At 64.9% G+C, this 17,215-nt stretch carries 19 protein-coding genes and 1 tRNA gene; 15 read left to right on the top strand and 5 right to left on the bottom strand.

Going from position 1 to position 17,215, the window contains the following annotated elements; genetic code table 11:
• Positions 1–61 precede the first annotated feature (61 nt).
• The 3 genes from KF689_13030 to dcm form a co-directional block, all read right to left on the bottom strand.
• Positions 62–2,059 (bottom strand): ATP-binding protein, encoded by a 1,998-nt coding sequence (locus tag KF689_13030; protein MBX3134299.1) that lies wholly within the window; start codon positions 2,057–2,059, stop codon positions 62–64.
• Positions 2,060–2,191: 132 nt separating this feature from the next.
• The gene (locus tag KF689_13035) at positions 2,192–2,632 is read right to left on the bottom strand and encodes a DUF4145 domain-containing protein (GenBank protein ID MBX3134300.1); all 441 of its coding nucleotides are present in this window, start codon (positions 2,630–2,632) and stop codon (positions 2,192–2,194) included.
• A gap of 269 nt (positions 2,633–2,901) precedes the next feature.
• On the bottom strand, positions 2,902–4,254 hold the full coding sequence (gene dcm / locus KF689_13040) for a DNA (cytosine-5-)-methyltransferase (GenBank protein ID MBX3134301.1): 1,353 nt from the start codon (positions 4,252–4,254) through the stop codon (positions 2,902–2,904).
• A 112-nt stretch (positions 4,255–4,366) separates the two neighbouring features.
• On the opposite strand from dcm, the gene KF689_13045 reads away from it, so the two are divergent.
• The 11 genes from KF689_13045 (at position 4,367) to KF689_13095 (ending at position 12,999) form a co-directional block, all read left to right on the top strand.
• The gene (locus KF689_13045; protein MBX3134302.1) at positions 4,367–4,864 is read left to right on the top strand and encodes a MarR family transcriptional regulator; all 498 of its coding nucleotides are present in this window, start codon (positions 4,367–4,369) and stop codon (positions 4,862–4,864) included.
• A 118-nt stretch (positions 4,865–4,982) separates the two neighbouring features.
• Positions 4,983–6,053, top strand: a complete 1,071-nt coding sequence (locus tag KF689_13050) for a VOC family protein (protein MBX3134303.1) — start codon at positions 4,983–4,985, stop codon at positions 6,051–6,053.
• Between the two features lie 107 nt (positions 6,054–6,160).
• Positions 6,161–6,706 carry a YceI family protein gene (locus KF689_13055; protein MBX3134304.1) on the top strand — a complete coding sequence of 182 codons (546 nt, stop codon included), beginning with the start codon at positions 6,161–6,163 and terminating at the stop codon, positions 6,704–6,706.
• A gap of 119 nt (positions 6,707–6,825) precedes the next feature.
• Positions 6,826–7,047, top strand: a complete 222-nt coding sequence (locus KF689_13060; protein ID MBX3134305.1) for a ribbon-helix-helix protein, CopG family — start codon at positions 6,826–6,828, stop codon at positions 7,045–7,047.
• Positions 7,044–7,364, top strand: coding sequence for a PIN domain-containing protein (locus KF689_13065; protein MBX3134306.1), 321 nt, complete (start codon positions 7,044–7,046; stop codon positions 7,362–7,364). The genes KF689_13060 and KF689_13065 overlap by 4 nt, the downstream gene beginning before the upstream one ends.
• A gap of 89 nt (positions 7,365–7,453) precedes the next feature.
• Complete coding sequence (locus tag KF689_13070; protein MBX3134307.1) at positions 7,454–7,744, top strand: type II toxin-antitoxin system RelE/ParE family toxin; 291 nt, start codon at positions 7,454–7,456, stop codon at positions 7,742–7,744.
• Between the two features lie 82 nt (positions 7,745–7,826).
• Positions 7,827–8,090, top strand: coding sequence for a HigA family addiction module antidote protein (locus tag KF689_13075; protein MBX3134308.1), 264 nt, complete (start codon positions 7,827–7,829; stop codon positions 8,088–8,090).
• A 69-nt stretch (positions 8,091–8,159) separates the two neighbouring features.
• Positions 8,160–9,707: an amidohydrolase family protein gene (locus KF689_13080; protein MBX3134309.1), complete on the top strand. Its 1,548-nt coding sequence runs from the start codon at positions 8,160–8,162 to the stop codon at positions 9,705–9,707.
• A gap of 155 nt (positions 9,708–9,862) precedes the next feature.
• Positions 9,863–10,669 carry an SDR family oxidoreductase gene (locus tag KF689_13085; GenBank protein MBX3134310.1) on the top strand — a complete coding sequence of 269 codons (807 nt, stop codon included), beginning with the start codon at positions 9,863–9,865 and terminating at the stop codon, positions 10,667–10,669.
• A 64-nt stretch (positions 10,670–10,733) separates the two neighbouring features.
• Complete coding sequence (locus KF689_13090) at positions 10,734–11,921, top strand: acyl-CoA dehydrogenase family protein (GenBank protein MBX3134311.1); 1,188 nt, start codon at positions 10,734–10,736, stop codon at positions 11,919–11,921.
• A 31-nt stretch (positions 11,922–11,952) separates the two neighbouring features.
• Positions 11,953–12,999 (top strand): phosphotransferase family protein, encoded by a 1,047-nt coding sequence (locus KF689_13095; protein MBX3134312.1) that lies wholly within the window; start codon positions 11,953–11,955, stop codon positions 12,997–12,999.
• 30 nt (positions 13,000–13,029) lie between these two features.
• Here KF689_13095 and KF689_13100 read toward each other — a convergent pair whose 3' ends face one another.
• Positions 13,030–13,710: a hypothetical protein gene (locus KF689_13100; protein MBX3134313.1), complete on the bottom strand. Its 681-nt coding sequence runs from the start codon at positions 13,708–13,710 to the stop codon at positions 13,030–13,032.
• 112 nt (positions 13,711–13,822) lie between these two features.
• Here KF689_13100 and KF689_13105 point away from each other — a divergent pair, with 112 nt between their 5' ends.
• From KF689_13105 to hemL, 4 genes are all read left to right on the top strand, one after another.
• Positions 13,823–14,878, top strand: coding sequence for a BamA/TamA family outer membrane protein (locus KF689_13105; GenBank protein MBX3134314.1), 1,056 nt, complete (start codon positions 13,823–13,825; stop codon positions 14,876–14,878).
• Positions 14,879–14,893: 15 nt separating this feature from the next.
• Positions 14,894–15,271, top strand: coding sequence for a VOC family protein (locus tag KF689_13110; protein ID MBX3134315.1), 378 nt, complete (start codon positions 14,894–14,896; stop codon positions 15,269–15,271).
• Between the two features lie 150 nt (positions 15,272–15,421).
• A complete protein-coding gene (locus KF689_13115; GenBank protein MBX3134316.1) occupies positions 15,422–15,706 on the top strand; it encodes a hypothetical protein in 285 nt (94 codons plus the stop codon).
• Positions 15,706–16,935 (top strand): glutamate-1-semialdehyde 2,1-aminomutase, encoded by a 1,230-nt coding sequence (gene hemL, locus KF689_13120; GenBank protein MBX3134317.1) that lies wholly within the window; start codon positions 15,706–15,708, stop codon positions 16,933–16,935. The genes KF689_13115 and hemL overlap by 1 nt, the downstream gene beginning before the upstream one ends.
• 99 nt (positions 16,936–17,034) lie before the next feature.
• Here the strand turns inward: hemL and KF689_13125 are convergent.
• A tRNA-Cys gene (locus KF689_13125) sits at positions 17,035–17,106 on the bottom strand.
• Positions 17,107–17,215: the final 109 nt, after the last annotated feature.

The following is a 17,215-nucleotide window of genomic DNA, read 5'->3' on the forward strand; positions in this document are numbered from 1 at the left end:
TCAGGCCGATTTCGTCACGGAAACCTCCGGTCCAACCCAGCGCACGTCCGGACTGATCAGTCTAAGAGCCTCGGCGCCTCGCCGGTGTACGCGACTGCCGAGTCAGCGGACCGGATTCAGCGACACTTACTCGGTCACTCGAGCTCTCCATGAGTGCAGGCGGTAGATACTCGCCATGCATGTCGCGGAGATACTTCACGGCGCTCTCGTCTGACGCCTCATACTGCAGGGCGTCCTGGAAGAACCGCAAACGCGCCTTACAGTCCGCAACAACCTGCCCCCAGGACTTCACCCAGATCTCGATGTTGTCGGAAGAGTATGTTTGGCCTGGCTGAAGGCGTTGTTGCGACGCCAGCTGCGACACCTCATCGGTCAGCTCATTCGACACGGCCCAGAATATCCATCGCGTGTTAGTGTCGCGGAACCGCTCATCCTTAGCAACTGCAAACGCATACGACTGCAGCTGTGAATGAACAGACAGAGACACTTTCACGCGTGGTCTCTTGAGTTCGACAACCAAGTGCTCTCGGGCGTTTGGGTTGGCCTGGGGCACCTTTCGCGAGAGCATCAGGTCTACTATTCCCATGCTCCCATCCTCTCTTTGGACCGGCCGCCCGTCTTCTTCTGCATCCTTTCTTAGCAGATGAAGGTGCTTCGCGAGAACTTCGTCCAGTGATTTATCACTGGCGGTCAAATGGAACTGTTCTCCGAAGATCCAGGTGTTCTTCTCCACAATCTTGTGAAGCTGGCTGCGCTCAAGTAGCTGGTCTTTCGAGTTCTTTTCAAAGACGAGCCTCTCGAGACCAAGGACAAAGTCTAGTCGGTCGGCTACCAAACGGGCCGCGCTGATGATTGAGGAGAGAGAGGTCCTGTCGAGCAGGGATGCCAGTTGCTGTTGTTTGACCAACGGCAGCTCTAGCACCTCTGAGAGGATGCGGCGCGCGACGTCTGGCGAGGCCTCTACTGCTTGCCGCAACAATCGCAGCTGCAGGCGCTGCGTGCGATCGTCTGAATCTGCGAAGCTCGGGAGATACTCTGAGACGTTGAGGGCGACGAGATCGAAGACCTGACGCTCTGCGACTTCAACCGGAGATTTCGCCTCTCCTTGAAACGGATAGATATCCCGCTTCTTCCATCCATCCACGAGCTCTACCGCTCTCTCAGCGCTCCGACTCCGAAAATGGGACTTAAGCGCCTGCTTGCCGGCCTCGACGAGCCTCCCTGTTCCTTCAGAGAGATCGTCGAGTTCCAGTTGGTTGTTCTCATGCAACTCGCGTATGTACGCAGACCGCAAGTACGCCGTGAAGTCAAATCCGGGCGCTTGAATTTTGGGCGCCACGCGATGGTAGGTGAAACCATCCTCATCGCACAGAAATAGCGAGCGTTCAGAGGGAATCGACCATTCGATGATGACGAGCGTGGCAGACACGCTGCGACCGTCATCGAGAGAGACTGGCCCAATCTCGTATTCGTGGTTTGCGATTTCGAGAGCAGCGGGATCGACCCGAGCTCCATCATAGGTCACCCGTGTGTCAGAATACTGCCGCAGGTAAATTGCAAGCTGCTCGGCCACCTCCACTCGCGCCTTGTCGCCCTGCAAGCGGAACTCTTTCGAGAATCCTGAAATCTCCACACAAGTGCCAGTGGGAGTGTCGTCAGGCACCTCCCGAACATCGCTAAGAAGGAATGTGCCAAGCCTGTCTCTAGACCCCGAGATTGAGAATTGAATCCGACGGTCCCCATCCTGCGCTACTGTCGACCATTCGACTCGGTCGCCGAGTGCGAACGCCCGGAATCGGCCCTTCCCAGCCCGACCGTGCAGGATGCGACCTCTCTTCCGGGAGCGGCTTCCAAATTTTTTCCAGGAACCACCCAGGCGTCCGAACGAGTGCTCGGCGTCGTGCGGCAACATTCCCAAGCCATTGTCAACTACTCGAATAGTATCGAGCGCCCCAAGAAGGCTTCTCTCAAATATGACAGATACCTCCGTCGCATCTGCATCTAGGCCATTCCACACAAGCTCAGCCAGTGCGAGGATCGGCTTCTTCACGGCCGACATGCGCTGCAAGTGGTCTGGCTGAACTGCGACTGAAATTGTCTTCACTGCTCACCAAGAGATTGCAGGGTCACCATGGTCAACAGCCTCAAATGTTTTTCGCGTACCTAGATGCGGCGCCACTCCCGCACAACCTTACAACGATGTCTCGCCTTTGGGTGTAGCGCGCCGCGGAATGCTGGTTGAGAGCTCAGGCGCCTGGGTTGCCACAACAGTAGCATGCAACAAATTCTCGACGATGTCGAGGATAACGGTTAGCTCGGAACCGTTTGGGCTGTAGCCCCTGTGAGCTGCTGCATTCCCCGCATCGAGTGCGGTTCCGAGCGACTGCCGTGAACGGCGACTTAGATAGCCATCATTTTCAAGTTGCTCAAGTCTTGCAGCGAAGGTCCCGGCGTCTCCAACTGTTCTGACGATGAACAAGTCTATCAAGGCGCGGCATCCCATAGCTGCAAGTCGACGACTGTCAGTGCCAAGCGCTTCGTACACTTCGATGAGCAGTTCCTGCTCTGCCTCAGGAAGGTTGGAAATCCAAACCGGCAAGCGTCGGAAGAGTCGCGGTGGGAAGAACGACACTTCAGACTCGCCATCATTCCACTCTGAGAAGAAGTACTCACGTCTAACGCACACGCTCTCGCACCCGCGACACTCGAGCATCGCGTATCGCGTCACCCACGAGATGCTTTCGTGACCGTGGGTTGCTGAACCTGTTTAGCGCCTAGTGGCAACAACATCGTGACGCGTTTCCGAGTCGCAGTCATTGCAGTGCGCTCGCTCCATCGCAGAGCTCGAAGCAGCTGGAGTGGTTTCGCTCACTGGACCCATCCCTTGCTTGACGGAGAAGCTCATGTGGCATTTTGTACAGCTTTACTGCGCAGACGCACAGCCTCTCGAACAGCAACTTCGACGCCGATAGCTTCGACCAAACCGACCACGAGCGCATTACCCATACAAAACGCCCGCTGTGTTTCGGTCATCTCAGTTGCGGTGTGATCATCAGGAAAGCCGTTGAGGCGCTCGAGTTCAACGGGCGTAAGTCTCCGGTATCCGCCGTCCTTCGCAGCCACGATGTGCTTCGACCGACTCGGCGACGCTCCTCCCTCGGAGGTGAGAATCGTGCGCGAAGGTCGATCCACCGGATCCGGAAATGGCAGCGCCCCCTCAGTGTAGAAGTACTTGAACCCGCTCGCCTTGTGGACGCGCTCTTCCGCTTTCGATCCCTTGGCGGTCCTCCACTTGGCCAGCGCAGCGTCGATCACGAAGAACTGTTTCGGCACCGCGCCGCGCTCAAGCACATCTCGCAGCAGCAGCGAACGCCCCACAAAGTTTGGCTTGGGATTATAGGTCCAGACGATGCGCTTCCGAGAGGCGCCAATCCCGATAGGGCGGACGTACCCAGCCTGCCCGAACTTCGTACGCTCGACGCCGCGCCCGAAATCAGCTGACAGCTCGTGTAGTTCTCCGGTCAGCTCGAAATGCTCAGTCTCCGAGAGATCTAAACGATTGTCTGAGTGCACGGGAAGCGAATTGGCGAACACCCCACTCTCAAAGACAACGTCCGCACCGCTCTTCTTCGACTTGGCCTTCCCCGCCAGCTGCGCCACGATGAACACACGCCGCCGCCGCTGCGGGAACCCATAGTCCGCCGCATTCACCACGCGCCATTCGACCTCGTACCCAAGGTCGCACAGACTCGCGAGCATAATCGCAAAGTCACGCCCACGCTGCGTCGCCGGCGACTTGATCAACCGATCGACATTCTCCAGAAACACCCACTGCGCGGGCTTCTTCTTGTCCTTGAGGATGCGCAGCAGCCGATGAATCTCCCACCACAGCACACCCTTCTTTCCTTGAAGGCCTGCCGACTGATTCAACGGCTTCGCGACAGAGTAGTCCTGGCAGGGAAACCCGCCGACGACCATATCGATGTCTGGCAGCTTCCGCTCGCCACGCTCGACCTCGTCGAGTACCTTCGCAATGTCTTCGTTGCTGTGCCCTTCCGTACCGAACCGCTCGACGTAGCACCGCGACGCAAACTGTTTCGACGGCGTGCCAGGCGGCTCCCACTGACTGCTAAACACCGTGACGAAGTCCGGCGACGCGGCTTCGAGTCCGAGACGAAACCCTCCCACACCGGCAAACAGCTCTGCAACGCGAATCTGTTTGCGACTCGACTTCGTCTTTGGCTTCGCGGGCATACTTTCTCTCGGCAAGGCGGGTGAAGGCCTCAATATAGGCCTTCGATCAATACCGAGGAAACACCGAATCTTGCCCTGCGCCAGCGCCCAAACGAGTTATCTTAATACTGAGATGTCTACCGAGTCCCGCGCCCTCAACCTCTACGTCGTCCTCTCCCGGGCCGCCGAAGCCCTGCACGCCCACACCGCCGCCGACGTCGAGTCCCACGGCCTCACCCACACCGAATTCGCCATCCTCGAAGCCCTCTTCCACAAGGGCCCGATGCTCCTCGGCGAAGTCCAGAAAAAGATCCTCGTCTCCAGCGGCGGCATCACCTTCCTCATCGACAAGCTCGCCAAGCGCGGCCTGGTCCAACGCCGCCTCTGCGAATCCGACCGCCGCGCCCGCTGGGCGGAGCTCACGCCCGCAGGCAAAGAGTTGATCGCGGGCATCTTCCCCGGCCACGCCGAGGTCATCCGCCGCGCGGCATCTGGCCTCTCGGCGGCCGAGCAGCAGACGCTGATCACCCTCCTCAAGAAGCTCGGCTACCACGCCGCCAGCCTCGAGCTCGAACCCTCGGGCCCGCTCGCCGCGCAGCCGGCCGGGACCCCCGCCGAACCAGGCGTCTAGCCCGCCCAGCGGCCTAGGCCATACATATAGAAGGACCCCCAAATCCCGGCCCCCCTTGCGGGGAACCTTTCGAAGGCCTATTATCTTAGTTGTGAGACGTTTACCAGTAGAGGTATTTATGACCCGCTCCGCACCCACCACACTCGGCTTCCACCACATCACGCTCGTCGCCTCCGACGCGCGCCGAACCCTCGCGTTCTACCACGAGGTCCTCGGACTCCAGCTGGTGAAGCAGACGGTCAACTTCGACGACCCGTCGTCGTACCACCTGTACTTCGGCAACGCCGAGGGCGCGCCGGGCACGCTGGTGACCTTCTTCGAATGGCCGCAGGCCCCGCGCGGACGCTTCGGCGTCGGCGGCGTGCATCACCTGGCCTTCTCGACGCCGACCTACGAGACGCTGCTGAAGTGGAAGCGCCGGCTGCAGGACCTGGGACTCGCAGTCTCGGGCCCGATGCCCCGCGGCTACTTCACCTCGCTGTACTTCCGCGATCCGGATGGACAGGTGCTGGAGATCGCCACGGCCGGCCCGGGCTACGACATCGACGAACCGATGTCGGAGTTGGGCCAGCGAGTACTCGGCCAGCAGCCGCATCAGCTGCCGGGCACGCGCGACGACGCGGCGATCGCACGCACGACGCATCCGGAGCCGGTGCCGACGATCACGCCCGATATGGCACTCACGGGCCTGCACCACATCACGGGAATGACGGACGACATCGAGCGCACTAGCGACTTCTATGAGGAAGCACTCGGACTTCGTCTAGTGAAGAAGACGATCAACCAGGACGATCCGGACACGCCGCACTGGCTCTGGGCCAACTACGACGGCACGCGCGTGCTGCCCGGTAGCTCGTGGACACTGTTCGGCTGGAATCCGCGTTCACCTCACGCACGCAACGGCGTCGGCCAGACGCATCACGTCGCCTTCCGCGCGAAGGATGACGACGAGCAACTGGCCTGGCGCGATCACCTCACTTCGATCGGGCTGCAAGTCTCGCCCGTGATGGATAGGCAGTACTTCAAGAGCATCTACTTCCAGGCGCCAGACGGGCAGTTGCTGGAGATCGCGACGGATGGGCCAGGATTCGCGGTGGATGAAGCTGTACTCGGCGCGGAGCTCAAGCTTCCGCCGTGGCTCGAATCCGAGAGAACGCAGATCGCGGAAGCTCTCGGGCCGCTCAAGTAGAGGACGGAAGACGGATGACGGATGCTCACTGCACCAACGCGCGGTACTCGCATCCGTCCTCCGTCATCCGTCCCAAACCAACCCTCACCAACACTCGGTACCCAACTATGATCTGGAACCTCGACGCTTCCCACACGAACCTTGATTTCGCCGTCAAGCATATGGCGATCTCCACCGTCCGCGGCTCGTTCAACGTCTTCTCCGCCACCGGCGAGACGAACGATGCCGGTATGCCCACCAAGCTCTCGATGAAAATCGATGCGGCGTCGGTGTCCACGAACAACGAACAGCGCGACGGCCACCTGAAGTCGGCGGACTTCTTCGACGTCGCCAATCACCCGACGATCACCTTCGTCGCGACGAAGATCGCCGGCACGCCAGCCGAGCTGACGATCACCGGCGACCTCACCATCCGCGGCGTCACCAAGAGCGTCGTGCTCACCGGCGAACTCTCCGGCGAGGCGAAGGATCCCTGGGGCCAGCCGCGCCGCTCGCTCGAGGTCTCGGGCAAGATCAAGCGCTCGGAGTGGGGCCTCACCTGGAACCAGGCGCTGGAGATGGGCGGCGTGCTGGTCTCCGACGAAGTGAAGCTCAGCCTCTCGGCGCAGGCGGTGGCCGCGGAGCCGGAAGGCGCGGAGACGGCTACGGCGTAAGGCAGGCAACACAAGGATTGCCCCCGCACCTTTCGCCGCGGCGACGGGCCCGGACACCGCTATGGTGTCCGGGCCCGACTCGCTTTCAGCAGAAGCAGCATTGTATTACATTGTCTTACGTGAAGACCTCGACCGTGACCATCCGCCTGGACGCCAAGTTGGAACGCGAGCTCACGCGCCTGGCCAAGAAGCTTGGCCGTAGCCGCAGCGATCTCGTCCGCGACGCACTACGCCGGCAGCTCGCACTGGCGCGCTTCGAGCAGGCCCGCCGGGCGCTGCTCCCGCTCGCGGAAGCCCAGGGAATCGTCACGGATGAGGATGTCTTCGCCGATCTCCGGTGAAGGTCTTCTTCGATACGAACGTCCTCGTCAGCGCGCTCGTCGCCCGCGGCCTCTGCGCCGACCTGATGCGCGTGGTACTTGCCGAGCACGAGCTCGTCACCGGCGAGGTGAACCTGAAGGAGCTGCGGCGGGTTCTCCGCGATCGCTTCAAAGCGTCTGACGCACAGGTCGCGCTGGCCGAGGACCTGCTGCGTGACCAGGTGGTGGTGCCCAATCCTGCTCAGCTCTCCGCAATCACGGTGCGGGGCGTCGGTGATCCTCGGCAGGAATCCGTCACCCCTCGCCAGGCTTGGGATTTGCTGCGAAGCCGCGCATAGCGGTCCCGCCCCCCGGCGCATCACGAGGGAACGGATGGCGGGGATTCGGTGTCGCGGTTATAACGGGTAGCGTTATAACTGCGTCCGTGATATACTCCTTTGCGGACGCCGGCACGGAGGACGTCTTTAACGGCCGGGACACCCGCGCGGCGCGGCGAACTTGCCCGCCGCGCCTGTGGGCCGTTGCGCGACGAAAGCTGGACCAGCTTCGACGTGTCAGGCGGATCGAGGAGTTGCGGCACCCGCCAGGCAACCGACTGGAACCGCTTCAGGGCGACCGGTTTGGCCAGTACAGCATTCGGATCAACCGCCAGTATCGAATCTGCTTCCGCTGGGAGGATGGAAATGCCGCGCACGTCGAGATCACAGACTACCACTAGGCGCCGCTTGGCTGCGGATGCGCTCGTGAGCCGGCGGCTTCCGACGCACCGGCCGCCGACGCATCCCGGTGAGATGCTGGAGATGGAGTTTCTGAAGCCGCTTCGCATCTCACAGTCTGCGTTCGCCGCGCGACTTGGCGTTTCCTTCGTGCGCCTACACGAGATTGTCCGAGGAAAGCGCGGCATCTCGGCCGACACTGCACTTCGGTTGGCACAGGTGCTGGGAATGTCGGCGGATTTCTGGCTGGATCTTCAGGCCGACTGGGATCTCTGGCACGCGATACGCACCCCCCAAGGGCGCAAGATTCGAAAGCTGGAGCCACTGGCGTACTCCCAGTCGAGTTGACGAGATAGCGGTCCCGCCCCCCCGCGCGTAACCTTCGCAGACCCTCCACTCCCTCGGAGAACCTGCGACGTGCGTCCCACCCGCTCCCTCGCCCGCCCCCTGGCCGCCGCCCTGCTGGCCGGCCTCCTCGCCGCCCCGCTCGCCCTCGACGCCCAAGGCGCGAGCGGCAGCACCACCGCCCAGCACAACGTCCGCAGCCGCACGCTGGCCATCCGCAACGCGACCATCGTGGACGGCAACGGCACACCGGCTCGTGGCCCGGCGGATATCCTCATCGTCGGCGATACGATCGCGCAGATCGTCTGGCTCGATGCCGTCGCGCTGAGTAGCGGCAATGTGCGCCGCGTGCAGGCGGACGCGGAGATCGACGCCACGGGCAAGTTCGTGCTGCCGGGCCTGATCAATGCGCACGCACACCTGCAGCGCGGCCGCGGCGGATATCCGCAACCATACGAGTACACGCTGAAGATCTGGCTGGCCTCGGGCATCACGAGCTTCCGCGAAGTGGGCTCGGACTCGGTCGCCGGCCTGCTCTCGCTGCGCGCCGCCGAGCGCGCGGGCACGGCGATGTCGCCGCGGGTGTATGCGTACCTGCGCCCGGGCAACGCGCGCACGCCGGCGCAGGCGCGCGAACGCGTGCGCGCGGCCAAGACGCAGGGCGCGGATGGCCTCAAGCTCGCCGGCCTCGACCGCGACATCCTGATGGCGATCCTCGACGAGGCCAAGAAGCAGGGCCTGCGCGTGGCGCACCACGTGGGCGTGGAAGAGACCACGGTGTGGGACGACATCGCCGGCGGCACGACGACGATCGAGCACTGGTACGGCATCCCCGATGCGGCGATTCCCTCGGGCCGTCAGAGCTTCCCGTCGGACTACAACTACAACGACGAAACGGATCGCTTCCGCTGGGCGGGCCGCCTGTGGCGCGAGGCTGACCCAGTGCTGTTGGATTCGGTGCTGAAGAGTATGGTGCGCGCCAACGTGGGCTGGGTGCCGACGCTGGGCATCTACGAAGCCTCGCGCGACCTGCAGCGCGCGCAGACGCAGCCCTGGTTCCGCGACTACCTGCATCCGGCACTGGAGGAGTTCTTCAAGCCGGACCCGGCCAACCACGGCTCGTACTTCATCGGCTGGAGCAGCACGGACGAGACGTACTGGAAGGAGAACTACCAGATTTGGTTCCGCGCCCTGCGCCGCTTCGAAGAACTCGGCGGCACGATCGCCTGCGGCGACGACGCGGGCTTCATCTACCAGCTCTACGGCTTCGGTCTCATCCGCGAGATGGAGCTGCACCAGGAAGCGGGCTTCCATCCGCTGAAGGTGATCCAGCACTGTACGGGCAACGCAGCCAAGCTGATGGGCGAGGAGCAGCGCCTGGGCCGCGTGCGCGCCGGCTGGCTGGCAGACTTGATCGTGGTGGACGGCAACCCGCTCGAGGACTTCAAGGTGATGTACCCCGGCGGCACGACACGCATCGTGAACGACGTCGAGGAACGCACGCAGGGCATCGAATGGACGATCAAGGGTGGGATGCCCTACCACGGACCGACGCTGATGCGCGAGGTGAAGGAGATCGTGGACCAAGCCCGCACCCGCCGAGCCAACGGCCAAAGGTAGGGAAGTAGTTGCCGTTGCAGTTGCAGCTGTAGTTGTAGTAGCCGTTCGCATCCGTCATCCGTCATCCGTCCTCCGCCCCAGTGTCCTTCTCTCCCGATCTTCTCCGCCACAAGTCCGCCCTCATAACCGGCGGCGGTACCGGACTCGGCCGGGCGATGGCCGAGCGCTTCCTCGAACTCGGCGCAACGGTCATCATCTGCGGTCGCCGCAAACAGGTTCTGGACGACGCCGCGCAAGAGATGATGGCCGCGAAAGGCGGCCGCGTCGTCGCGATCCCCTGCGACATCCGCGACCCCGACGCAGTAGATGCAATGCTCGACCGCGCCTGGGCCGACATCGGTGGCATTGACATCCTTGTGAACAACGCCGCCGGCAACATCGCGGCGCCTACGGAGTCGCTCTCGCATCGCGCGGTGGATGCGGTGCTCGGCATCGTGCTGCACGGCTCCTTCTACTGCACGCTCTCCGCCGGCAAGCGCTGGCTCGCCGAAGGCCGCAAGGCGAAGGTGCTCTCGATCGTCACGACCTACGCTGAGGGCGGCAGTGCCTTTGTGGTGCCGAGCGCCGCAGCCAAGGCCGGCGTGCTCGCGATGACGCGTTCGCTGGCGGTGGAGTGGGGCCCGCGCGGCATCCGCTGCAACGCGATCGCACCGGGGCCCTTCCCCACCAAGGGCGCCTGGGACCGCCTGCTGCCTGACCCCTCGCTGCTCGACGCCGCCATCGAGCGCATTCCGGCGCGTCGTCCGGGCGAACTCATCGAGCTCGCGAATCTCGCGGCATTCCTCGTCAGCGACCTCGCCGACTACATCAACGGCGACTGCATCACGATTGACGGCGGCGAGAAGCTCAAGGGCAGCGGCCAGTTCAGTTGGATGGGTTCGCTGACGAAGAGCCAGTGGGAAGCCCTCGAGCGCGCAGCCCGCGGTACGACCGCGAAGGACAAGAGCCAAATGGAAGGCTGAGCCGATTCGCGTTCCTGCATCCGTCCTCCGTCATCCGTCCCCAGTCGGCAGCCCAATGCCCGATGTGATCACCACCCAGATCCGCCGCTTCCTTGAAACGCACGCCTTCCCGCTCGAGCGCTCCTTCCTGAGCCGCCCGTTCCGGGAGCTCGTGCCGCAGCTGAGCGAACTCCGCGCTGAGGTGAAGAGTCTGGGGCTCTGGGCCCCTCACCTGCCCAAGGAGCACGGCGGGCTCGGGCTCGCACTGCCGGAGTTCGCCGAGGTGAGTGCGGTGTTGGGTGAGTCGCCCATCGGGCACTACCTGTTCAATTGCAACGCTCCCGACATCGGCAACCAGGAGCTGCTGCTCGCGCACGGGAGCGACGCGCAGCGAAAGCAGTGGTTCGAGCCGTTGGCGCGCGGCGAGATCCGCAGCTGCTTCGCGATGACAGAGCCGGAGTTCGCCGGCTCCAACCCAGTCTGGATGGACACGCAGGCTCGGCGCGATGGCGACGCGTACGTGATCACTGGCCACAAGTGGTTTACGTCGAGCGCCGAGGGCGCGGCATTCACGATCGTGATGGCGGTGACGGATGCCGACGCGCCGCCGCACAAGCGCGCGAGCCAGATCATCGTGCCGCTGGATGCCCCGGGCGTGATGTTCGTGCGCAACATCCCGGTGATGGGCGAGGCGGGCAGCGACTACGCCAGCCACGCGGAGCTGCGCTTTGAGGGCGTGCGCGTGCCGGTGAGCAACCGCATCGGCGATGAGGGCGCGGGCTTCGCATTGGCGCAGGAGCGGCTCGGGCCGGGGCGCATCCACCACTGTATGCGGTGGATTGGCATCGGCGAGCGCGCGTTCCGTTTGATGGTGCAGCGCGCGGCCACGCGGGAGCTGGCGCCGGGCGAGCCGCTGGGGCAGCAGCAGGCGGTGCAGCATTGGATCGCCGAGTGCCGCGCGGAGTTGGATGCCTCGCGGCTCCTGGTGATGGACGTGGCGCATCGCATCGAGCGCGAGGGCGCCTCGGCGGCCCGGGACGGCATCTCGATGATCAAGTTCCACGTGGCCGGCGTGCTGCAGCGCGTGCTCGACCGCGCGATCCAGGTGCACGGTGCGCTGGGGATGACCGACGACACGCCGCTGGCGTATTGGTACCGGCACGAGCGTGGGGCGCGGATTTATGATGGGCCGGATGAGGTGCATAAGAGTGCGGTGGGGCGGCGGATTCTTGCTGCGGCAGGGATGGCGGGGCGTGTGAGAAAGGACGGATGACGGATGACGGATGCTTGTTGGGAGTGTGGCGATGAGTGAGGTGACTTCCGTCAGGGCTGGTGAGGAACTGCCGCTGGACTCGTTGAACGCGTGGATTGCGTCTGCGGCGGCGGAGGTGGGGCGCGTCGAGGCGGTGGAGCAGTTTCCGGGCGGGTTCTCGAATCTCACGTACCTGCTTACGACTTCCTCTGGCGAAGTGGTGCTGCGGCGGCCGCCGAAGGGGGCGCCGGGCGGATCGGCGCACGATATGGGACGCGAGGCGCGGATTCTGTCGGTGTGCGAGTTGCGGGGGATTCCGGCACCGAAGGTGATTGCGAGTTGCGACGATGCGTCCGTGATCGGGGCGCCCTTCTATTTGATGGAGCGCGTGCGCGGAGTGATCCTGCGCGGCAACTCGGCGCCTCCGGGCTACGACGCGGCGGCCTTCGCGGCGCTGGGGGAGCGCTTTCTCGACACGCTCATCGCCATTCACGGTGCCACGCCGTCGGACCCAGTCATCGGTGGGCTGGGGCGGCCGATGGGCTATGTGTCGCGGCAAGTCGAAGGCTGGACGGAGCGCTGGCAGAAGTCGCGCACGGACGATGTCGCCAGCGTGGAACAGCTCGCGGCGTGGCTGGCCGAGCATCAGCCCAGCGAGAGCGGGGCTTGCTTGATCCACAACGACTTCAAGTACGACAACCTTGTGCTCGACGCGGCGCAGCCTGGCAAGATCGTCGCGGTGTTGGATTGGGAGATGGCGACGCTCGGCGATCCGCTGCTCGATGTGGGTACGTCGCTGGCGTATTGGATCGAGGCGGGAGATCATCCGGCCTTCAAGGCGCTGGGGCTAGGGATGACGGCGCTGCCCGGCAACCTCACGCGCGCCGAGCTCTGGGAGCGCTACCTCAAGAAGAGCGGGCGGATGCAGCGCGCCTCGACTTGGTACCACGCCTTCGGCGTGTTCAAGGTGGCGGTGATCGCGCAGCAGATCTACGCGCGGTATCGCAAGGGACTTACAGCTGACGAGCGCTTCGCGAAACTCGGCGACGTGGTGCGGCTGCTCGGGGAGTTTGGCGGCAGCGTGGTTTCGCGCGGCTAGACGAGGTGCGCGGAAAGCGTCGGCGCGCGCTCAGTCGCCGCCGGTGATCTCCAGCATCTCGCTCGCCAGGCGCTCAAACTGCGTTTCGCGCTCGCGGCGCCAGCGCGGCAGGCGCACCAGACCGGCGAGAGTCATTCCCACGCCGCCGAGCATAATGGGCAGCGAGCTGGCAATCATCTCGGCGAGCTGCATCGTGCCAGTCAGCGAGCCGGCGAGGACGATGATGCTCGACGCCGCGAGCATCGAGACGCCGGCCGCGACGAACCCGCGAGTCTCGCCCTTGAGCGTACGGAAGCGCAGGCGGTGGCCGCTGCGGCTGGGTTCGAGCAACACCTGCAGGTTGCCGTTGGTCCACTGCCGGAACGAGCCGTGCGTCTCCACCTTGCCGCGCGCGTGGAAGGTCTCGCGCAGGCGCACGACGAGGTGCTCCCATTCGTCGTCGGTGAGCTTGCGTCCGAGTTCTACGTCCTGGGCGACGCCGATAGGGATGCCGAGCATCGCCGGGAGCTTGGGTGGCGCGGGCTGGTCCACTTCACGCGCAGCACGCGCGACGAGCTCTGCGGAGATGCCCGCTTCCTGGCCGATAGCCTGCAGCTCGGCCAGCGTCATTCCCTCGTTGCGAGTGAGGGTCTTGGAGGACTCGCGCTGCACTTCGGTGGCGCGCGAGAAGATGCGGGCGACTTCGTCGTCGGTGAATCGGCGTTCGGACATATGCGGAATCTCGCGGCTTAGGCGGCGGGGGGCAAACCGAGGGCAGCCCTAGGGCCGCATTTGCCGTACGGGCGCGGCGGCGGCACGATTCAGCAGTCACTCCGGAGGACGTATGCGACTGCCATCGCTGGCGCTGTTCGCCTGCCTCGGCCTTGCCCCGCAGCTCTCGGCGCAGGCAACGTGGAAGACCACCGTCCTGCCCGTCGTCGGCTCGGCGCCGGAGACGGGCGGTCAGTTCGGCGCGGCGCTGTTCCGCACGCTGCAGCCGGACGACTCGCTGGACACGCGGCCGTCGTCGCTGATGGGCAATGCCGTCGCCACCACCAAGGGGCAGCAGCGAGCGTTCGTCGAGTACGACCGCTGGGCGCCCGGCAACCAGCGACGCACCTGGGCAGCGGTGATCGTCTCACGGTTCCCTCTGCCGCACTGGGGCTCCGGGTACGAGACGTTCGCCGAACCCGTCGACTACGAGCCCGTCACGCTGGAACTCGCCCTCACGCGACATCGCAAGACCGGCCGGGCCACTTGGCTCAACGCCGGCGTCCGCGCCGTGTTCGTGGACGTCGAGAGCGCGGTGCTGGCACCGGACGAAAGCGCATTCCCCTACCAACTGGCGACGGCGCAGTTGGGCGTCATCCACGACACCCGCGACCACCTGTTCGCCCCGACCAACGGACGCGTGGTGGACATCTCGCTGGGCGTGGGGCCGCTACGCCACGAGGGTCGCACGAATCTCCTCACGCGCACGCGCGTGGACCTGCGTGGATACCGCCCGCTGCTGCGCGGCAGCTCGGTGGGCGTGCAGGCAGTGCTCGTCGGCAACGACGGCGCGGTGCCGATCGACCAGATGGCGCTGCTCGGCCACCACACGCTCAACCGCGGCTACACGATGGGCCGCTATCGCGACCACTGGATGGCATCCACACAGATGGAGCTGCGCAGCGGCGCCTTCGGCTGGGGGGAGCGCTTCGTGCTGACGGGCTTCGGCGGCGGCGCGCTGCTGGGGCGCTCGTTGCAAGGTCTCTCGGAGGGCAGCGTCTTGCCAAGCGGGGGCGCGGGCATTCGATTCCGCCTCGACCCGCGCACGCGCTCGGCGATCCGTGTGGACTACGCCGTGGGCAAGGCGGGGCAGTCAGGCCTGTACGTCGCCTTCAACGAGGCCTTCTAGCCTCGGGAGCATCCCGTGGCAGACATCAAGCTCGGCAAGATCCAGCAGATCGCGCTCGTGCAGCACGACGTCGAACGCGCGGTCCCCTTCTATAGAGACGGGCTCGGCTTGCCGCTGCTCTTCGAGACGGCGGGGATGGCGTTCTTTGACGCCGGCGGCGTGCGGCTGATGCTGAGCAAGCCCAGCCGTGCCGAGGTGGACCACAAGAACTCGATTATGTACTTCGAGGTGGCCGACTGCGCGGCGGCCTATGAGGCGCTCGCGGCACGCGGCGTACCATTTGATGAAGCGCCGCACGTGGTGGGCCGCACGGCCACGCACGAAATCTGGGTCGCGTTCTGCCGCGATCCCGAGGACAACATCCTCGCCATTAGCGAGGCGCGGGCGCTGTAACGGCGCTCAGGACGTCCCCATCGCGCCGGACGAGGCACCACACGCGTTCGCGCTGACTTTAGATTCCCTCTGTGCAGGCCCAGCGTCCGCCCCAGTCGCGCGGCCGCGCGCGAAACGCCGGTCTCCGTTGTCCAGACAGAGGTCTCCGCTGTGAATGATCGCTTCCTTCGCGCCCTGCGGCGCGAGCCCGTTGACCGTCCCCCCGTGTGGATGATGCGCCAGGCCGGCCGCTACCTGCCGGAGTACCGGGCGGTGCGCAGGAAGGCCGACTTCCTCACGATGTGCCGCACGCCGAGCTCGCGACGGAAGTCACGTTGCAACCCGTGGACATCCTCGGCGCAGGTGCGCGCGCACTTCCCGCATCCGCTCGTCGCCATCAAGCACGCCGACACCGAGCGCATCATCACCTACTACGCTAAGGAAGCCGCGCGCTGATGCCCGGCGGCGTCAGCTCGCCGGTGCGCGCCTTCCGTTCCGTCGGCGGCACGCCGCGCTTTATGACCAAGGCCAGCGGACCCTACCTCTGGGACGCCGACGGCAATCGTTACGTGGACTTCGTGCTCTCCTGGGGCCCGATGATCCTCGGTCACTGCCATCCCGAGGTCGTGGAAGCCGTGCGCGAACAAGTCGGCGTGGCGATGAGCTTCGGGGCGCCGTCGGACCTCGAGGCACAGCTCGCCGAGCGGGTGATCGCGATGGTGCCGAGCGTGGAGATGGTCCGCTTCGTCTCCAGCGGCACCGAGGCGACGATCAGCGCCGTGTGTCTCGCCCGCGCCGCCACCGGCCGCAGCAAGATCATCAAGTTCGCCGGCTGCTATCACGGGCACGGCGATGCGTTTCTGGCGCAGGCTGGATCCGGTGTCGCGACGCTCGGCTTGCCCGACTCGCCCGGCGTCACGCCCGCTACCGCCGCCGAGACGCTCACGGCGCCGTACAACGACATCGCCGCAGTGCAGGCGCTGGTCGATGCCAATGTGGATCAGGTCGCGGCAGTGATCGTCGCGCCGGTCGTCGGCAACGCCGGCTTCATCCCGCCCCAGCCAGGCTTCCTCGAAGGCCTGCGCGCGCTGTGCACCAAGGCCGGCATCGTGCTCATCTTCGACGAAGTGATGACCGGCTTCCGCGTCTCGCTCGGCGGCGCGCAGCAGAAGTTCAACGTGATGCCCGACCTCACCACGCTCGGCAAGGTGATCGGCGGCGGGATGCCCGTCGGTGCCTACGGCGGCAGGAAGGACCTGATGGAGATGGTCGCGCCCGCCGGCACGATGTACCAAGCCGGCACGCTGAGCGGCAATCCCGTCGCGATGGTCAGTGGCCTGAAGACGCTCGAGGTCCTCTCGCGCCCCGGCACCTTTGAGAAGGCCGAGCGCGCCGCCTCGCAGATGGTGAAGATGCTCACCGCCTGGGCGCGTGGGAACGGCCTGCCCTTCCAGGCCGCACACCTCGGGACGATGTGGGGCAGCTTCTTCACCAATACGCCGGTCGTGGACTACGCCAGCGCCAAGACCGCCGACACGCAGCGCTACACGCGCTTCTTCCACGCGATGCTGGCCCACGGTGTGTACTTGGCGCCGAGCCAGTTCGAAGCGGCGTTTACCTCGGCGGCGCACACGGATACGGTGCTGGGGGAAGTGACCGCGGCGCTGGCGCGGATAGGCGTGTAGACTGGACGGATGACGGATGACGAATGCTTGAAGGGTGCGCTGAGCTCGGCTCGGCGCACCCTTCTGGCTTCCGTCATCCGTCATCCGTCAGAAGTTCAGAGGCGCCGGTCGGAATCGAACCGACGAATAGCAGATTTGCAGTCTGCCGCCTTACCACTTGGCCACGGCGCCGTGCTTGGAAGCTAGCCGAGGGTCGGCCCCTTCTCAACCGAAATGTCCGCGCCGGGGCCCCGAGGTTTCCGGGCCCCGACCGGGGCGCCGGCGGCCGTGACCGAGGGCG

The sequence above is a fragment of the Gemmatimonadaceae bacterium genome (genome assembly GCA_019637355.1).
Lineage (GTDB): Bacteria > Gemmatimonadota > Gemmatimonadetes > Gemmatimonadales > Gemmatimonadaceae > Pseudogemmatithrix.

Coding starts and splice junctions, on each gene's coding strand:
- KF689_13095 (MBX3134312.1), top strand. CDS start 11,953: ATGAGTGAGGTGACTTCCGTCAGGGCTGGTGAGGAACTGCCGCTGGAC.
- KF689_13055 (MBX3134304.1), top strand. CDS start 6,161: ATGATCTGGAACCTCGACGCTTCCCACACGAACCTTGATTTCGCCGTC.
- KF689_13050 (MBX3134303.1), top strand. CDS start 4,983: ATGACCCGCTCCGCACCCACCACACTCGGCTTCCACCACATCACGCTC.
- dcm (MBX3134301.1), bottom strand. CDS start 4,254: ATGCCCGCGAAGCCAAAGACGAAGTCGAGTCGCAAACAGATTCGCGTT.
- hemL (MBX3134317.1), top strand. CDS start 15,706: ATGCCCGGCGGCGTCAGCTCGCCGGTGCGCGCCTTCCGTTCCGTCGGC.
- KF689_13030 (MBX3134299.1), bottom strand. CDS start 2,059: ATGTCGGCCGTGAAGAAGCCGATCCTCGCACTGGCTGAGCTTGTGTGG.
- KF689_13100 (MBX3134313.1), bottom strand. CDS start 13,710: ATGTCCGAACGCCGATTCACCGACGACGAAGTCGCCCGCATCTTCTCG.
- KF689_13045 (MBX3134302.1), top strand. CDS start 4,367: ATGTCTACCGAGTCCCGCGCCCTCAACCTCTACGTCGTCCTCTCCCGG.
- KF689_13105 (MBX3134314.1), top strand. CDS start 13,823: ATGCGACTGCCATCGCTGGCGCTGTTCGCCTGCCTCGGCCTTGCCCCG.
- KF689_13085 (MBX3134310.1), top strand. CDS start 9,863: ATGGCCGAGCGCTTCCTCGAACTCGGCGCAACGGTCATCATCTGCGGT.
- KF689_13075 (MBX3134308.1), top strand. CDS start 7,827: ATGGAGTTTCTGAAGCCGCTTCGCATCTCACAGTCTGCGTTCGCCGCG.